Source organism: Nocardia niigatensis NBRC 100131, assembly GCF_000308655.1.
GTDB lineage: Bacteria > Actinomycetota > Actinomycetes > Mycobacteriales > Mycobacteriaceae > Nocardia > Nocardia niigatensis.
In genome coordinates, this window is record NZ_BAGC01000111.1 from 20,881 (window position 1) to 38,087 (window position 17,207).

The following is a 17,207-nucleotide window of genomic DNA, read 5'->3' on the forward strand; positions in this document are numbered from 1 at the left end:
TGTCACTACTCGGCCGGTCCACGAAACACGGTTCCCTTGCCCATGGCGGAAACGACGAGGTCGAGCAGCTGCCGTGAGCGGTCGGCATAGAAGGCATGGAAGTCGGCGGAGTGCAGGAATCGAGGATCGACAAAATGGGTTGCGACGATATCGTCGAACCATTCCGCACGTGTTCCGGTTTCGCTGGCCAGGACGGGAAGATAGCTGTTGGGTGCGGACACGACGCTGCGGCTCGCCCGTTGGGAGAGCAACGTCTTGTTGACGATCGAACTGGCCATCTTTTTGTCGATCCGATTCCGTTCACACCAGGTCTTCGGGAAGATTTGCTGGATGTCGACCGCATACTGGTCGAAGTCGTCGGGGCGCAATGGCGCTTGGGTGTAGTACCAGTCGATGATGCCCTGTTTGACGAGCAGTGCGTAGATTCCTTTGTAGGCAGCGCTGTTCCGGGTGGTGAGGCTGTCCAGGCGCTCGCTCACGAAGACCGCTTCGGTCACGGTGTCGGGTTGGGATCCACCGGGCTCGGCCCACTCGACAAGTTGTTCGAGGTCGCGGGTGAGTCGGCTTTCCGTTGAGCCGCTGTACATCTCACCAAGGACACCGCACCAGTACCAGCGGGTGATTCTGTCGATGACAGCCGGGTCGTCAGCCTTTTTGCCGAGGATCGTTCGTGCCGCGGCCAATGGCAGGATCTGGGTTCGATAGGGCAGGTCGCGGGCTCGTCCGATGCCTTGCCGGGTGAGGAATTCGCCGACCCAGGCGAATGCCTCCTGCAGGTCGGGTGCGAGCCGGATGAAGTCCTGCAACGGCAGTGTCAGCAGGTCGGGGCGTTTGCAGGAGACGCTCGCGGCGAGACGCTGCTGTTTGCGTTCCCATGTGTAGGCGAGAGTCACGGCCTGCAGGAAGTCCGTGCTGGTGAGGCCGTCGTCGGCGAAGTCGGGGAGGCCGAATACCGGGTATAGGTCGGCGAGATCCTTCTTGATCCGGCGCCATTCGGCCGGCAGGTGGTAGTACGTGCCGTGTTCGCGCTCGTAGTCGCGGTCACCGGCGTAGGTGGCGGTGAGCAGCTCGAAGACGTTGAGCGCCACGCCTCCGGTGTTGACACGTTCGAAGACCGAGCACACCGCGTCGCGGGTGGTCGCGGCCGGAAGTTTGATCATGGGGACGAGGAAGCCGCGGATATTTTCGAGGACCTTTCGCTCGAAGTCGGACCACAGCGGCCAGTTGTCTCGGTCGAGTTCGACGAAGCGCTGTTGCCATTCGTGGACTCGCTGGGTTTCGAAGACGATATTCAGCGGAAAGTGCTTGGCCCTGCACTCCGCTTCGATGTCGCTGAGGTCGATATCGAAGCGGTGCGGGAACCTCCCGCGAATCACCTTGATCTCGTTGGCTTTCGGCTCCGGTACGGAGATGATGGCGTCGTCGCGATCCGCCGGTGCGTTGACCGCCTTCTCCATGTCGATGTAGTACCAGCAACGGAATTCGTCGCCGCGCGAGTCGTAGGTGAGTACCGGGTTGTCGGCTTGCAGTGCCTGGAACAGTGAGGTCAGTCGCTGTTGTCCGTCGAGCAGGAGGAGGCTGGGTTCGGTCTGGGATGCGCTTGTCACGCCGGTGAGCGGCTTCGCGCGGAACCAGGATTTCCCGCCGGTCTCCAGGGTCATGACGACGCCGAGCGGATAGTCCAGTGTGACGGTGGCGACCAGTTCTCGGATCCGCTGATCGTCCCACTTCCAGTCGCGTTGGAAGTCGGGTAGTTGGATGGCGCCGGTCCCCACTTGCACGAGCACATCTTTTAGCCGCGGATTGTCGAGCGCCACATTGCCTCCCCTGGCGAACCGTACGTTGTGAGTTAATACCAACTACCACAATGGGTCTCGCATGGCTACTCGGTCACGATTCGTGCGGTCCATGAAGCCGGATCTGTGGTCCGAACTACCGCGATCTGGTGTCTCTCGGGGCGGTGGAGCTGCGGCGTGATCGTGGGAGGTTTTCACGACCATGACGTCATCCTGCACGTACTTCAACCAAACGAATGGTGTTCAGGGTGTCAGCCAGCGGCGGCGTTCGGTGAGGACGTGCCGGGCGGCGGGAAGATCGGCTAGGCGGGCGGCGATGGTGGCGGCGGCGAGGTGGTCTGGGAGGAGGGTGGAGAATTTGAGCCCGGCGGCGGCGCGGGGGTCTACGCCGGGCAGGGTTAGGGTGTCGGGCGGAGTGGATGCCGTTGCGGCCTGCCAGATTTCGGGCGTTATGTCGGGGCGCAGGCGGATGGTCAGGTCATTGGGGCGTTGGTGGGGGTCGGCTAGGGCTGACAGAGTGGCGGCCAGGGTGGCGTTGGCGCGGTAGCCGGCCCAGGTCCACCAGCGGGCTCCGGTGTCATCACGGGTGATGATGGTGGCGTCGGGGGTGAGCGTGGTGGCGCGTTCGGCGCGTTGGCGGGCCAGTTCGGCGTGGGCGCGGCGGGTGAGGGTCGCGCCGGGGTCGGCACCCAGGGCTACCGCGCGCATGGCGCGGGTGAGCTGGTAAGACAGGCCGCGTACGCCGACGCTGGACCATTTGGCGACGCCGCCGCTGTCGGCGGGTTCGACGAATGCTCGGCGGCGTTTCCAGTCGATGTAGGTGACGCGCCAGCTGCGTCCAGCGAGGAGTAGCAGGCGTGGGCCCGGTCGGTCGTCGGTGAGGACGGAGGGATCGGTTTGACCGATTTCCGCGCGTCCGGCGAGTACGGTGAATTGTGGTGGTGCGGTGAAGGAAGCGGTGAGGTCGAGGAAATTCCTTCGACCGAAGCGTTTTTCGGCTTCGGGTCCGATGAACAGCAGATTCTGGTCGTCGTCGAGAAAGCCGGCGTCGAGCATGTGCCGCAGGATCGGTTGGGCCGAGCGGTCGAAGGGGTGCAGGCCGTTCCACTCTTGTGGCCAGGTCCGGTCGCCGAGCGTGCCGTGCTGCAGGGTCACCGCGAGCAGCTGCTGGGCCACGAGGTGCCGAGGTTCTGGGGGAGCGGTGACGGGTTCGACCCATCCACGACTCCACAGCAGCAGCAGTCCGGCGGCTTGCAGGAACGCGTCCTCGCTGGTGGCGAGGAACAGGCAGTTGCGGATGCTGCCCGCCCGCCGTCCGGTGCGGCCGATGCGCTGCAGGAACGACGCGACTGTGGATGGCGAGTCGATTTGGATCACGCGGTCCAGATCGCCGACGTCGATGCCGAGTTCGAGGGTGGAGGTGGAGACGATGACGCAGTCTCGGGCCTCGGCGAAGGCTTGTTCGGCGCGGGCCCGTTCGTCGGCGGACAGGGAGGCGTGGGAAAGGAACACAGTGATCTCGCGTTCGCGCAGGGCCGCGCCGAGTTGCTCGACCTGGCGTCGGGAATCGCAGAAGACCAGGCGTTTCTCGCCGCGATGCAGTGCGGCGATGACTTTCGCGGCATTCTCGAGTGAGCCAACGTAGTCGAGTTCGACCTCGCCCGGCGGTGGCGGTGTTTTCGGCTTGTCGAGCGAGAACAACTGCGCATCAGCAGGACTCAAGGCATTGGTAGTCGTGATTGGCAGGTCGGGCGCGACCACGGTGCCGCGCCGTGACTCCACGCCTGATCCCTGCAGCCAGGTGAGCAACTCGCGTGGATTGCCCACGGTCGCGGACAATCCCACGCGCTGGATCGGCCGCCCGGTGACCCGCTGCAGCCGCTCCAACACCGCGAGCAGATGCCAGCCCCGGTCGTCTCCGGCGAACGCGTGAACCTCGTCCACGACGATGGTGCGGACCTTGCCGAGCAAATCATCGTGATCGGTTTTGATGCCGATCAGCATGGCTTCCAACGATTCCGGCGTGGTGAGCAGAATGTCGGGCGGTTCGCGGCGAATACGGTTGCGCTGAGATTCGCCGGTGTCGCCGTGCCAGAGCGCTGCCCGCCGGCCGAGCCATTGCGCGTAACCGTCGACGCGCGTCACCAGATTGTTCAGCAGTGCTTTCAGCGGGCACAGGTACAGCACCGACACACCGCGCCAGTCGTCGCGGGTCATTGCGGACAGCAGAGGGAAGCACGCTGCTTCCGTCTTGCCTCCGGCGGTGGGCGCGAGCAGCACCGCGTCATCGCCGCGCAGTAGCGGCTCGATGGCGGCCTTCTGGAGGGGACGCAGGTCCGGCCATCCCAGCGTGTTGACGATGTGGTGCACCACGACCGGGTCGAGCTGGTCGATCGGGTTCGCCGAGGCCTGCGCCGGAGTGCTCACAGATCGAGCTCGATGTCGTCGGCGCTGACGAGATTGCGCTCGGTGTCGGTCAATTCGGTGGTGCTCACAGTGAGCCGGTAGTGCTCGCGGGGATCGAAGTCGGGGAACTGGTCGATGCGGTCGAGCACGTCGCCGACGAGCTTTTTGAGGAAGAGCCGCGGCGCGACGCCGACTTTGCCGCCGAGCGAGCCGCTGACCGCGCGGGCGAGGTCGGCGATGTAGGCGTCGTCGGCCACCGAGATGATCCGCGCCGCGTCGTCGCTGCCGGACGCGAACAGGTCGCGGATCGTGATCCCCAGTGCGATAAGCGAATCTAGCGTGAATCCGGGCAGTCGCAGCTGGACCGCACGCGGATTGTCGAAGCGCGGGTCGGTGGTGAAGTCCGTCGCCAAGCGCTGTGCGAGCGGCGCGAGACGCTGCACTCCCTGCTGTCCATCGAAGAACGCCGGTGTTCCGGTGATCAGCAGATACAGCCCCGGGAAACGGCCGGAGTACACCTCGTCGATGAGCTGGCGCAGGGCGTTCAGAGCCTTGTCTCGCGCGTCGGAGCGCACTCGTTGCAGGGTCTCCACCTCGTCCAAGACAACCAGCAGCCCACGATGGCCGCTGTCGCGCAGTACCGTCAGCAGGCCCTGCAGGAAGCCCAACGCGCCGAAATGGTCGAGGTCGCCCCGCACGCCGGCGGCCCGGCGCGCGGAGGCGGCGACATTCGGTTGCCCGCCGAGCCATGCCAGCACCGCGGCCGCGGTGGCCTCGTCGCCTCGGAGTTCGGCATTGCGGTAGCCGCGCAGGGCGGTCGCGAAAGCCGGTGCGTGCCGCGATACTTCGGCGAGCCGGGCGGTCATGAGCTCGTCCACCGCGGCGGACAGCTCGTCGTCGGAGACACCGTCGGCGAGGGCGTCCTCTTCCAGCGCGTAGAACCAGGCGTCCACGACCGGTCGCAGTGCGCTGGGCGGGAAGCTGGAGGTCGTCAGCCGTTCGGTGAGCCGCCGATAGACCGTCTCCAGTTTGTGCAGCGGCGTCTCGGTCTCGGAGATCTGCACCTCGGCGACGGCGAAGTTGTGTCGTTTGGCGCGTTCGCCGAGCCAGCGCGCGAAGAAGGTCTTACCCGAACCGTATTCACCGCGTACCGCTTTGAAGACCGCGCCGCCGGAGGCGACGGCGTCGAGTTCGGCGGCGATCGCGGTTTCGAATCGGTCGAGGCCGGTGGCGAGCAGGTCCAGGCCGCTGTCGGGGACCGCGCCGCGGCGCAGCGCGTCGAGGACGGCACGGCGGCGGGCCGCGCTCACGGATACGGGCTGCACGTTACTCACGCGCGTCAGTCTCCCATTTCAGCGCGGAGTATTCGCCGATCCCTGTCCGACTGTCCCCTCATCGCAGCTGGAATTGGTCGCGCAGCAGAATGACGTGCAGGCGCAGTGTCCGGCCGTCGGCCATGGTTTCCAGTACCTGCGCGCCGTCGACATTGAGCAGTTGGCCCAGGGTGGCGGCGAAGCCGCGGGCGCGCGAGGCCGGGTCGCCCACCCGCTGGGCGATGGCCGTGGTCGACTGCGGGCCATCCAGCAACGCGCGAATGGCCTTCTCCAGCTTGGTGATCGGGGGCTTGCGTCCGAGCTGCTCGAGCTGGGCCGCGAAGGTCTCGCAAGCGAACAGGCGCGTGATCAGTGTGTCGGCCGGGGACGCCGGGGACGGCGTCGTTTCGATGGCGAGTTCGTCCGGAACCGGAATGTCCAGTGACATCTGGCTCGTCAGCGCTTCGGTCGCCTTCCTGGTAGTCCGTTTGGACCGCTCAGCCGGTGGAGTGGGCACCGGAACCGGAAGCTCGTCCGTTTCATCCTTCCACCAGGTCGGGCGCTCGTCGCCCAGTTCGTGCCATCCCTTGGGCGGTTCGGTGGTGCCGAAGGGCATGAAGGCCAGGATCGGGATGGTGATCTCCGCGAGCGCCGCGCCACCGTGGTAGCCGGCCTTCTGGTCGGTATAGCGAGAGTCGTTGTCCCACAGAGCGACAACGGACGACCCTGGTTCGGGCCAGACTACGCGCGGTCCGTGCAGCGTGATCTCGGTGTCGGCGAGGCGATCGTGCTCGCCGACCGGAACACGGTGCCGGGCCGAGGCGTAGCTGGGCGCGGTGATCTTCTCGCCGTGCCGGTCGATGACATGGCCGTGGTCGCTGGTGATCAGCACGGCCATGCCCAGTCCGGTAGCGACGGTGAGCAGCGCCCTCAGGTCGCCGATCTCCCGCAGCTGCCACTCCGGGTCGCCGAGCTTCTGTTCCTTGGACAGCCGGTCGTCGACAGTGTTGAGCACGACCGCGATATGGCAGTCCGGGTTGTTGAGGGCTGCGTGCAGATCCGCGCCGAACCGGTCGCCGGTCTCGCCGCGCAGATCGTTCTTGTGGAAGATCTTGGCGGATTTGCCGCCGCGGAACCGGTGCTGAGGGAAGAGCCGCTCCTCGTCCTTCTGGTCGCCCTTCATGAGGGTGCCCGCGAACAGCGAGGTGCGCGAGACCGCGGTGAGGCTCGGCAGCGCGGCCGCCATGGTGCGTCGGCGTGGTCCGTCCGAACCTGGCAGCGGGTCATATTCGGCGAAGCTGCCGCGCAATTGGCCGGCCAGTTCAGTGGCGATGGCCGCGCTGAGACCGTCGACGACGATCAGCATGAGCCGGTGCGAGGCGGCGACCGGGCGGGCGACACGGTCGAGGAAGGTCTCGACGGTGATCATCGCGCCTGGCGTGGTGCCGGATTCGGTCCACACCGCAAGGGTTTTCGCGAATTCGCGATCGAATTCGCGGCGTAGTTCGCGGACTCGGGCGCCGATGCTCTGGTAGGCGGTGCGCAGTGCGGGATCGTCGTCACCGCCCGCCTCGAGGTAGTCCGCAGCCCGGTCGACCCAGGCGGTGTCGCGCATCTGGCGATCCAGTGCGGCGGCCACGGTTTCGGCGGTGGGGTCGGGGGCGCTGTGCAGCCACCGGATGAGCCGTTGTGCCATCCGGACACGGCGGTAGCGCACGGTGTGGTCGGGGCGCAGTTCATGGTCGCGCAGCGAGGTGACTGCTTCGTCGATCTCCGCGAGCTGCGCTCGGGTCGGGGTGGCGGTGCCGAGTGCCCGGCCGAGCGCCTGCCCGGCGGCGTGGAAACGTGCGGACAGTCCGGCGCCCAACATCGGGCTCGCGGCCGCGGCATGTTGCGCGCCGAACTGGCGCATGAGCGTTTCTGCCTGCGCCACAACGGTGTCGGCGCTCTTGCGGGCTTGGCGGGCGTGCTCGTCGAGTTCGCCGGTCTCGGAGTCGGCGTCACGGGCTTTCGTCAGCAGCGTGCGCACGTGGTCTTCGCAGGCGCTGCCGAAGTCGGTGAGTAGGAGGTCGAGATTGTTCTGGCCGGCGGCAATCGAGTCGCCGAGCCAGCGCTCCACGCGTCCGCGCACCTGGAACACCTCATTGCTCGGCGCGGCGTGCTGCCACAGGGCCGCGCACAGCAGCCCATAGGCGACGGCTTCGGAACCGTGACCATTGTCGATGAGCGCCAGCAGAATTCGCGCGACAGGCCCGCACTGTTCCTCTTCGCTGAGGAAATCGCCGAGTCCGGCGCGCTCGGGGGCGCGCAGATCGAGCAGTAATCGCGGGCCGCCGGGGCGCTGCGACCAGTCCAGCAGCACGGTGGGCGTGATCCGGTCACCGAAATGGTCGAGCTGGAGGCGGCGGGCCGCGAGAGCGGTCAGTGCGGCGGCCCGTGGCACCGAGCCACCGAACGTCGTCGTCCACCGCCGCGTGCCGGCGGCGTCGAGCAGTGCCTCGCACGCCCAGCCCTCGCGGCGCAGGCGAGCGTCGATCTCCTTCGCGCCGAAGGTTTCCCGGACGATGTCCCAGCGGTCGACGGCGTGCACGTGGTTGCGGTGGGTGCGGGCGAGGATCGCCGGGTCGAGGTCGTGTTCCTCGGTGTCGGTGATTACCACCAGCAAGGCGGGATCCGGTTCGAGCTGCGAGACATGCTTGAGCACCGCCTCGTGCACCGCCAAGGGCGAGGGCGCCGCGACTACCCGGGCGCGGCGGCCATCGCCGAGGGCGAGCATCGGATCGCCCTCCCACGCGGGTTCGCCGCGCAACAGCATGACGTGCGGGGGGCCGGGTGCGGTGAGTTCGGCGATCTTCTTGTACGCGGAAAGGTAGGTGGTGACCGTCGATCTCGACAGGCGCAGCGCCGTCGGCACGGACGTCTGCGTCATTCCACGACCTTCCACGTGAATTCGATCTTGGCTGACGGCTCCAGCTGGGCTAGTTCGGCCAGTTCGGCTTGGAAGTCGGCTACAGCTGTCACTGCCATGGTCCGGCGTATGCCGGAGCGGGTGGTGGCTCGCCTCGTCATGCCGCTGGATTGCCGGTTCGGATCGACGGTCGGGTGGCTCGTGTCCGTGGTGAGATCGATGTCATCGACGCGGACGGGATTCCCGTTTCCGGTCGCGGTCTTGGTCGGAGATGGTTGTGGCGCAATCGTTTCGGTACCTCCCCGCCCCTGCGCCGCCTGCTCCTTCAGCTTGCGCGTCAGCAGCTTGGTGACCTCCGCATCGGTGCGTCGCAGCGCCTCCACCAGGTCGGCGCTGCGCTGATCCGATTGCGCCACCGTCCGCAGCGAGTCCAGCAGTCGCGCGCCCTCGGCACCGAGGTACTTGGCCTGGTTCAGGTTCGCCCAGGCGGCGTGGGTGAGTGCGGAGATGATCTTGTCAGCCGACTTGATCGAGGTGGCGTAGCGGTCCGGGCTGACTTCGCCAAGGTCGAAGCGGGCCAGGGCCTCGACGGTCTTCTTGGCGGCGGAAGCTCCGCCGCCACTGGCCGTCAGCGCGGTCATCAGGTCGGCAGCGCGCCGGGCGATGGCCAGGCGTCCGGTCGGTTCGGTGTCGTCGAGCCCGAGGAACTCGGCGTGCTTTTCGAGCTGCTCGACCAGGCGGGCGGCGGAATCCCCGAAAGACTTGGCCGCAGTGCCGATCTGGCGGGAGAACTGCTGCACGAGCCGGCCTCGGCGCAGGGCCGGGGCTTTCTCGCCGAAGATGGTCTGGAACCGCTCACGGGCCGTGTCCCAGTCCGCTTCCGCGGGCAGCGGCTGGCTGCGCAGCGCGTCGCCGGGCTGGATGCGGTTCAGCTCGGGGGTGTCCATGGGCACGCCGCCGCGCACCCAGACCCGGTCGTCCATTTCAGCGAAGGACGCGATGACGAGGTTCGCGATGTGCGGTTCGAGTCCGCGTTCCTGCGGCAGGTCGGTCCAATCCTTCAACGCGATCACCGACAGGTCGCCGGTTTCGCCGCGGTTCTGCGCGGTCTTGCGGAAGTGGTCGGCCCATCGTCGGTTCAGCTCGAAATAGGCTTCCTTCTGCTCGCCCAGGCCCAGCGATTGCGCCACCCGCCGCATGGTCGGGCGGTCATTCTTTGGCACTTCGACGCGGCTGTCCCGTCCTTCCGAGGCCGAACGCACGTGCGTGAGCACGATTTTGGCATCGGCGAGCTTCACCGCGGTGCCGGTCTGGTCAGGGTCCAGGTTCGGGTGCTCGGGGAACTGGTGGGCCAGCAGTTTGCCCGCGACATCCCGGATCGCTTGCTCCCAGGACGCGCCTACGGGCACCGCGAGCCCCTCGACGTCCTGCAGCGGGTGCAGAGGCTGATCCAGGTCGGTGGTCACGTCGGTGGACTTGCGCTCAGCCAGGCCATAGGCCTGCTTGAACGCACCCAGCACTTGATTGCGCAGCGTCTCGCGTTGCGATTGCAGCAGCTGCCGGGCGGTCGCGCGATTGTCCGGGTTGAGGTGCTGGGCGTACTGGGATTCGAAACGGTAGTCGTCGGCCAGCGCCTTGGTGACGACGAGCAGACGGCGGAAGTCGTCCTTGCGCGGCTTGGTCAGGTGGGTGGGCAACCAGGCCAGCGTGCGGGACTGGTTGTCGCCCTGTTGTTCCCGCAGCCGGCGGATGCGGTCGGCATCGTCCACGGAGGTGTAATTGCCCTCGTCGTAGGGCAGGTCGATGACCATGCGCCAGCGGCCGTCGATCGCGGGCTGCAGATCGTGGGTGGGGAAGTTCTCCTCGTCGGAGACATTGCCGAACACCACTTCGACGGTCCGGTTGGAGCCGCGCCAGACGAAACGCAGTTCATCGGCATCGAAGCGGCCGTCGGTGCGATCGAGGCCGAAGGCTTCGGCGAGTAGATCGCGGGCCAGGGCCGCGCGGTTGGCGGGATTGTCGTTGACCTGGGCGTTGGCCAGCACGCCCTCCACATCGACACCGGAGATTTCGAGGCGCACACCGGGATTGACGTCGGTGCCGGTGAGCTTGAACTCGGGAAAGCGCGAGGCCCAGTCCTCGACCATGCTCTTGATGGGGCCCTCTTCCCGGCCGGGGATCATGGAGATGATCGACCCGTGGTTGAGGGCGTTGAGCCGACGAATGGTCAAGTCCCGCAGGGCCGGAACGCTCGGGGCGAGCGTAGCCAGCAGCACGGTGCAGGCCAGACGGTTCTGGCCGACGAACGTCTTGCAGTTCGCGGCCAGCTTGGTGTCGGTCAAGCTCTCGGGATGATGCAGGTAGGCGTTGACGTCGTCTTCGGTGACGTCGTTGGTGCTGAGCAGATACGGCCGCAGCCGCGTCCGGTAGAGCTTGTCGGCGGACTGGAACAGCACCTTCTTCTCGGAGACGAACGGCCGATCGTCGCCCTTGGTGAGCTGCTCGTACAGATCGCCCAGCGGGACCAGATCGCCCAGACGCAGATCGTCGCGATGGTCGGCGAGCAGCTGCCCCATGAGTTTCAAACCGGTGCGCGAACGCTGCAGGGCAGACGAGATGTGGACCAGGGTATCGAGGAAGGCGGGGGAGAACGGGTAGCTGAGCCGGAAGGACGCCTCGTCCGCGCCGGTGGTGCTCTCATCGGAGCCCAGGAGCGTGTCCCAGATCTTCGGGCTGAGCTTTTTGGTCTTCTCGAACGCCGCGGCGATCTGGGCCTCGGCTGCGGCATCCTTCGGCTTCAGCAGGCGGGCGTGCGCGATCTGCGGCAGGTTGCGGTCCTCGAGAGTGATCAGTTCGAACCGGCCCGAGGCGTGGTTGAGCGCGTCCTGGATCGCGGACTCCGCGGCGCCGGCGAGCTCCTCGCCGACCAGCTCACGCAGGTCGCGCTGGCGGGCGATGAACGAGACGATCGGGATGGCGCGCCGGGCGTCGCCGCCCTCACGGAAGTTGGTGATCTTGCTGGCCTCACGCGCCACCCGCTTCTCGTCATGGATGAGGCTGGCCAACCACAGGATCAGCTCGTCGAGGAACAGCACGATGCCGTCGTAGCCGAGCGATTTGGCATGGGCGGCAATGACACTGAGCCCGGCGTCGAGGGAGATGAATCCGCTCTCGTCTTCCGCCGCGCGCTGGGTGAAACCGGGCAGCAGTGTGGTGGCGGCGTCGTGCACCAGTTTCGCGCGCAGCTCCTGCGGCGTGGTCGGGTTGACGTGGTTGAGCCCGGTGGGGTCCTGGGCTTCGGAGGCCGAAAGCGCGGTGTCGATGCGCTCGCTGGTCCAGAACAGCGCCGACTCGCCCCACTCGTCGTCCTCGTCGGCGGCGTAGTCGCGGTTGAGCGCGGCGAGGAAAGCGCCCTCGCCCATGGTGGTGCGCAGCTGCCGCAGATCGGTGAACAGGGCGTCGGTCCGGTAGACCGCCGGGGTCTGGGCTTCCGGGTGCTTCTTCAGCACGAAGTCGACATAGCCGCCGAGCACGCGCTGCTCCATGGCCTTGGCGTCGATCATGTGATACGGCACCATCAGGAACTTCTTGTCGCCCTGCAGCAGCCAGTCGTGCTTGGTGAGCAACGTGTCGAACTCGGTGCGCGCCCGAGCCGCCGGACTGCCCGACAGCAGCGCGTACAGCACCGCCATGAAGTGCGATTTACCAGCACCGAAGGAACCGTGCAGGAAGGCGGGCTTGGAGGTATTGCCCTCCAACGCCGATTTGATCAGCGACAACGCCTCATCGAAGTTGCCGACCAGGCGCTCGGTGAGCACGTAGTCCTCGACCGCCCTCGCCGCACCGGCATCGGTCACCGCGTCGGCGAGGCTGAGCACATAGTCCGATCCGGAGATGTGCTCTTTGATGTCGATGAGGTCCCGCAGCAGCGGACGCTGATCCATCACCTGTCCCCTCCCGCCGGTCCCGGCGCTGAGCTGTGAGCGTGTGACGGCTGGGCCGTCCGGTCGTCGCAACCTTATCGTGCGGGTCGGACAGGCTGCCCGTGCTCCGGAGGAGTTGGGAGGTGCGGTTGCCCGCGGCCGTGCCGCCCGAACCGGGGCGTGGCAATCTGGTCGACGTCGCCAGCGCCGCTGGCCGACATTCACACCGCAGGACCCTTCGACGGCTGTAAAGCGGCAGGCTTGCCGTGAGAATCGAGGACGATGCGGAATGTTGAATCTGAATATCGTTGATTTGCCCTGGAGTCACACGTATCGCGCGAATCGTATTGGTCTGCGCGTCGGCAGCGCGCAGACCATCGGGTTTCGGACGTTCGGCTTGTGAAGTAGGTGTTCCGAACACTGCCCAGCCCCGCTGAACGTGTGAAGCAAACGCACTAAAGGTCCTTGCCGATCTCGCAACGGTTGATGTCTGAGAACATCACTCATTGCAGCTCGGAAGGAACTCTTCTAATTCGGGAACCGTCTACCTACCGATTAGGTCCACGAATCGAGGCTTGGGGCTGCGATTCCTATTTCCTTCATGACTTTGCCAGCTGCAACTCGACTAGGCCCTCTGGTGGTAGCGATCTTTCCTTCCTCCGAGATGATGTTATGCTTCCAGATTTCTGCGTCACGCCGCCAGTCGATCTTCGTTGCGAGCTCAATATACTTAGACTTGCGCCAGTCGGCATCGCTGTTCTTCTGGATTTCATAGGCTACGTGTCCGAGGATGACAAGCCCTGTTGCTGTCATGTTGACGTAACGTCCGCGCAGGTCGGCGATCTGATTGGCCGGACCGCCCGCGATTGGAAAATCCTGGATTCGATTCCAAGGATCCATGTGTTCTGTGAGCGTATCCATCATTGACAGGGTTTCCTCGATGAATGCGTCCTGGAGATCGTGCGTGCCAATGCGTTGAGCACTTCGGGTTGGAATACTCGACTCGGCCAGTGCGAAATCATGGAAAAGCAGCTCTTTGAGTAGTCCGCGAACCTGGTTGAGGAGGAACATCGCGTGAGAATTTTTGGACAGAGTCTTCGCTGTCTCATCAACTCGCCCGTGAAGTAACCTGGATCCGTCAACAATCTTCGTCAATACGCGATTGAGTGGCTCTCTTGTGTTGAATGCCGCAAGCAGGCTTGGTGGGATTTGCTTGGTTTGTGCCGCGTCGGCAAAGTCTTGGTGAATGCGTGCGATATCTGGCTCGATGACGATAACGACCGAGATTCCGTCATTTCTAAGGTCATTCTCGGATTCTGACGAGTTCTCGAATTGTTTCGCAATTGCTGCTAGTCTATGCTGCCCATCGGTTACTGAAAACTGGGTCTCATCGCCGAACACGAGGAAGCCGGCGGTTGACGCGAAATTCCCCCTGGGGATGTGTATAGCAGGTACTGATCGAACGTTTAGTGTCAGCGGTGGGAGGATGTAGGACTGGGCATTACCTTCAAGGTATTTCGTGATCGCCCGTACATGAGGAACATCTATTGGTCGGTTTATGTGTGCTCGGGGATTGCCCCCCTTGATCGCGGAGTCTGGGACAACATGGCGTACCAGAAAAGGGTACGGAAACGCCGTTGTCAGCATCAGTCGTCCGCCCTGTCTGAATACAACGCATGTGAAGACCCGTCCGGCAGAAGCTGATGCTGCCTCGGCGGCTGCGAGTTGCGCCGCTGTCAGCGAATCATGCTCTGTCAAACCGTATTCCGCGAGTCGCATCGTCACGTCCTATGTTGATCGGGTTTGCCATCGAGTTTGCACTACCCGACTTCGTTACGTCAAAGATTCCGCGTACTACGTGGATTGGAACGCGTAAGAATCGAGACCAAATGGAATGTTTTGAGCTGCTTCGGTTCTAGCCTTGGCCGGAGCACGTCCGCAGCGTACGCTCGGCAGCGGCCTGCAGGGCGGTCCTAACGAGGACGGCCCCCCGGTTGCACCCGGGAGGCCGTCGATTGGTAGCACGCCCAACTATGAACGGAGGACGCACGTGCCTATTGTACGTGCTGCAATTGCTGGCGCCAGAGCTGTTGGTGGTAGCGGGCTCGAGTCGCTTGCCCATCTCGCTCTGTCGGGCGAGCAGGTGCTTTATGGTGCGGGGGGTTTGATTGCACTTACGGTGACGATGATTCTGGTAGCGCTTGTTCCTGCTGCATGGTCGAAAGATCGGCAGAAGCGCTCGGACGCGCGACAGGTGCTCAAGATCATCTTGGGCTTCTTTCGACGCAGGTAGAGGACCTGCAGAATACTGTAACGGCGCTGGACAAGTGAGTGGGTGTCCTCGTCGCCGGTAGTGCGACAGGTGGCTTCGTGTTGGCGGCGACGTCGCCAACACGAAGCCAGGACCAGATGTGGTTAGTGATGTGGAGTGCGGAGAAGGCCAGCGCAATGAGCAGGCGTGGGGATCGCCAGTAGCGTCAGAGAGCGACTATGTCCTCATCGTTGACCGAGTCAAGTGCTGCAGCAAGGCATTTCGACACGGACAGCCAGGCCAGGGCGAGCGTGGACAAATGGCATGGGCGCGCCAGGAACGCACCACCCCGTCCATGTCCCAATCGGCCTTTGCGCAGCAGCCACTGCATCCCGCCGGACACCTCACCAGCCCGTTCTGCAAGTATCCACTCTTCTTGCGTTCCAGTCGTGTGGTCAATCCGATCACATACTCATGCGCGCGAGCCCGCGGCTACGAATCCGCAACCCAGGTCGCGATCCTCGACATCTACGAACCCGACTCGGCTACAACACCATCAATCACCACACCACACATACCAGCGCACGCATCGCCGACTGCCGTTGCAGTACCAGGGTGTGGACATGATTGTGGGCCAGCATGTTCGGGGGTTGGCGGGTCATCACGTTCAATGGCGCACCGGTGCGGGGCTCGCGTGATGTCGTTTCGGGTGAACCGTTGTGCCGCTCTGGCATAGATGGTGTCGGCATAGGCGATGAGGTCGTTCGCATCGATTTCGGTGAGGTGGTCGGCGCTGGGGGTGATGACGGCGTCGGCGTCCTCGCCCCAGACGATCGCTCGGAGTTGGTTGATCACCGCGCCGCGCCTGGATACGTCGTAGACGATCGCGGCGACGACATAGCCGAGTTCGGCTGCGACGCGGTGTATCTCGTCTTCATCTTGCCGCCGGTTTCGGTCCTGATGCCGCGCGGCGGATGTACCCGACGGCGCTGGGTGGATGCGGCGGTTCGATTCGGGGTCGAGGGGTGGTCGGATGCGTCGTCACGATCCCGCCAGCGGTTGAATGCGACAGGTTCGGTTCCCGGCGCGGTGGCGTCCGGTGCGGTGCGGTCCGACGCGTGCTGAGTCGCGGGTGCTCACATCCTTGCGGGAAAGGCGCGGAGATGGAGGGGACGGGGGATGGCCCTCGCGGTAGATGTCTCCGATGGACCAGACGATCACCGCGAGGCAGAGCGCGGTGATGAACAGCAGTGCCCAAGTGTCCCAGTGCATGACGGCCTCCTGAATGGTGTCGCTTCATGGCAGGGGAGCGGAAAGTCCCCAGGAGTGCGTGTGCGCGTGCGAGTCCGGCTCCGAATGCGTCTCGGAGTATTCGATTGTGGGAGCCGGTGTCGATCACTATGTGACACCGGGAGGGGGCATCGTGTGAAGTGAGTGCGCCGCATCGCAGGAAAACTGCGCGTTTTCCCAGCGCGCCATCCGTTCTCGGGGCACACTTGATTCAGTCTCGGAGGCCGACACCAGGAGATGGTCATGTCGAAGCGCTCCACCAATCTGCCGCGCCGCCAACTCGGGCGGTACCTGCGGGAACTGCGTCAAGAGTGCGGGCTGTCCCTCGCGGACGCCGCACGCCTGCTCGACCGTGGGGCGGGCACGCTACAACGTCTGGAAACCGGTGAGACCGAGCGCATACAGCCGGATCTCGTCGAGGAATTGTGTCGAATATACGATTCGCCCGAGTACATCGAGCCGCTGAAAGGGCTGGCGCAGCAGGGGAATATGAAATCGTGGTGGCACGAGTACGGCGATCTGATTCCGGCCGGGTTCAACGTGTATGTGGGATTGGAGTCGGCGGCCGAGCGGTTGACCATCTACCGGCCCGATATGGTGTCCGGATTGTTCCAAACTCCCGACTACGCGCGGGGTTTGGATCGCGTGTACTTCGCGAACGAGCCGGCCGAAGCGTTGGAACGACGGGTGCAGTTGCGGATGCGGCGGCAATCGTTGATCCTGCGGAAGCGGCGGCCGGCCATGGCGCAGTTGGTGCTTGACGAGGCTGTGCTGGGACGGGTGGTCGGCGGGAAGCGGGTGATGGCCGGACAGTTGCGTCATCTGGCAGACCTGCCGGAGAACGTGACGGTGCGGGTGCTGCCCGGGGCGGCGGGGTTTCCGCTGGGGCAGTCGACGGGGCCGTTCACGATTCTGGATTTCGCGGTGAACGATCACGGGGAGCCCAGTGAACCCACCATCGTCTATGTCGAGAGCTACATGGGCGCAATGTACTTCGAGCGCCAAGCGGCGATTGATCTCTATCGGTCTGCGTTCGGCACCTTGGAAAAGGTAGCGTTGAGCGAGACGGACAGCAGGCATCTGCTGCGACGACTGGCGAAGGAGTACTCAGCGTGAAGAGTGAGCTGGCTCGAGCCGAGTGGTTCAAGAGCAGTCATAGTGCCGGTGGGCAGGACTGTGTGGAGGTCGCGTTCCTAGGCAGCGGGCAGGTCGGGGTCCGGGATTCGAAGCAATCGGCTGGACCTGCACTGGTGTTCTCCAGTAAGCAGTGGGACGACTTCCTGTCCAGCGGCGTTTGGGATTACTGAGCTGGCTCAGCTG

The 17,207-nt window shown here is 64.8% G+C and carries 10 protein-coding genes; 4 read left to right on the forward strand and 6 right to left on the reverse strand.

The window, feature by feature from the left end:
- Positions 1-5: 5 nt before the first annotated feature.
- The 6 genes from ON33_RS34210 to ON33_RS34235 all read right to left on the reverse strand — a co-directional run bounded on the left by ON33_RS34210 (position 6) and on the right by ON33_RS34235 (position 14,125).
- Positions 6-1,817, reverse strand: a complete 1,812-nt coding sequence (locus ON33_RS34210; RefSeq protein ID WP_040863303.1) for a GmrSD restriction endonuclease domain-containing protein — start codon at positions 1,815-1,817, stop codon at positions 6-8.
- A 222-nt stretch (positions 1,818-2,039) separates the two neighbouring features.
- Positions 2,040-4,223 carry a DEAD/DEAH box helicase gene (locus ON33_RS34215; RefSeq protein WP_040863304.1) on the reverse strand — a complete coding sequence of 728 codons (2,184 nt, stop codon included), beginning with the start codon at positions 4,221-4,223 and terminating at the stop codon, positions 2,040-2,042.
- Positions 4,220-5,527: a BREX system ATP-binding protein BrxD gene (gene brxD / locus ON33_RS34220; RefSeq protein ID WP_218001558.1), complete on the reverse strand. Its 1,308-nt coding sequence runs from the start codon at positions 5,525-5,527 to the stop codon at positions 4,220-4,222. Before brxD ends, ON33_RS34215 begins: the two co-directional genes overlap by 4 nt.
- A 67-nt stretch (positions 5,528-5,594) precedes the next feature.
- The gene (gene pglZ, locus ON33_RS34225) at positions 5,595-8,444 is read right to left on the reverse strand and encodes a BREX-2 system phosphatase PglZ (RefSeq protein WP_040863306.1); all 2,850 of its coding nucleotides are present in this window, start codon (positions 8,442-8,444) and stop codon (positions 5,595-5,597) included.
- On the reverse strand, positions 8,441-12,367 hold the full coding sequence (pglY, locus tag ON33_RS34230; RefSeq protein ID WP_040863307.1) for a BREX-2 system ATPase PglY: 3,927 nt from the start codon (positions 12,365-12,367) through the stop codon (positions 8,441-8,443). The genes pglZ and pglY overlap by 4 nt, the downstream gene beginning before the upstream one ends.
- 534 nt (positions 12,368-12,901) lie before the next feature.
- Entirely contained in the window at positions 12,902-14,125 is a 1,224-nt protein-coding gene (locus ON33_RS34235; RefSeq protein WP_040863384.1) for a DNA sulfur modification protein DndB, read from the reverse strand.
- A gap of 271 nt (positions 14,126-14,396) precedes the next feature.
- Here ON33_RS34235 and ON33_RS42025 point away from each other — a divergent pair, with 271 nt between their 5' ends.
- The 4 genes from ON33_RS42025 (at position 14,397) to ON33_RS34250 (ending at position 17,194) form a co-directional block, all read left to right on the forward strand.
- Entirely contained in the window at positions 14,397-14,639 is a 243-nt protein-coding gene (locus ON33_RS42025) for a hypothetical protein (protein ID WP_157184878.1), read from the forward strand.
- Positions 14,640-15,236: 597 nt separating this feature from the next.
- Positions 15,237-15,722 (forward strand): hypothetical protein, encoded by a 486-nt coding sequence (locus tag ON33_RS34240; RefSeq protein WP_218001554.1) that lies wholly within the window; start codon positions 15,237-15,239, stop codon positions 15,720-15,722.
- A gap of 408 nt (positions 15,723-16,130) precedes the next feature.
- Positions 16,131-17,003 carry a helix-turn-helix domain-containing protein gene (locus ON33_RS34245; protein ID WP_083869527.1) on the forward strand — a complete coding sequence of 291 codons (873 nt, stop codon included), beginning with the start codon at positions 16,131-16,133 and terminating at the stop codon, positions 17,001-17,003.
- Positions 17,000-17,194: a DUF397 domain-containing protein gene (locus ON33_RS34250; RefSeq protein WP_040863310.1), complete on the forward strand. Its 195-nt coding sequence runs from the start codon at positions 17,000-17,002 to the stop codon at positions 17,192-17,194. Before ON33_RS34245 ends, ON33_RS34250 begins: the two co-directional genes overlap by 4 nt.
- Positions 17,195-17,207: the final 13 nt, after the last annotated feature.

Bases quoted from the DNA above. Each gene is read 5' to 3' on its own strand.
- ON33_RS34235 (WP_040863384.1), bottom strand. From the start codon at position 14,125: ATGCGACTCGCGGAATACGGTTTGACAGAGCATGATTCGCTGACAGCG.
- ON33_RS34245 (WP_083869527.1), top strand. From the start codon at position 16,131: ATGTCGAAGCGCTCCACCAATCTGCCGCGCCGCCAACTCGGGCGGTAC.
- pglY (WP_040863307.1), bottom strand. From the start codon at position 12,367: ATGGATCAGCGTCCGCTGCTGCGGGACCTCATCGACATCAAAGAGCAC.
- ON33_RS34240 (WP_218001554.1), top strand. From the start codon at position 15,237: ATGTTCGGGGGTTGGCGGGTCATCACGTTCAATGGCGCACCGGTGCGG.
- pglZ (WP_040863306.1), bottom strand. From the start codon at position 8,444: ATGACGCAGACGTCCGTGCCGACGGCGCTGCGCCTGTCGAGATCGACG.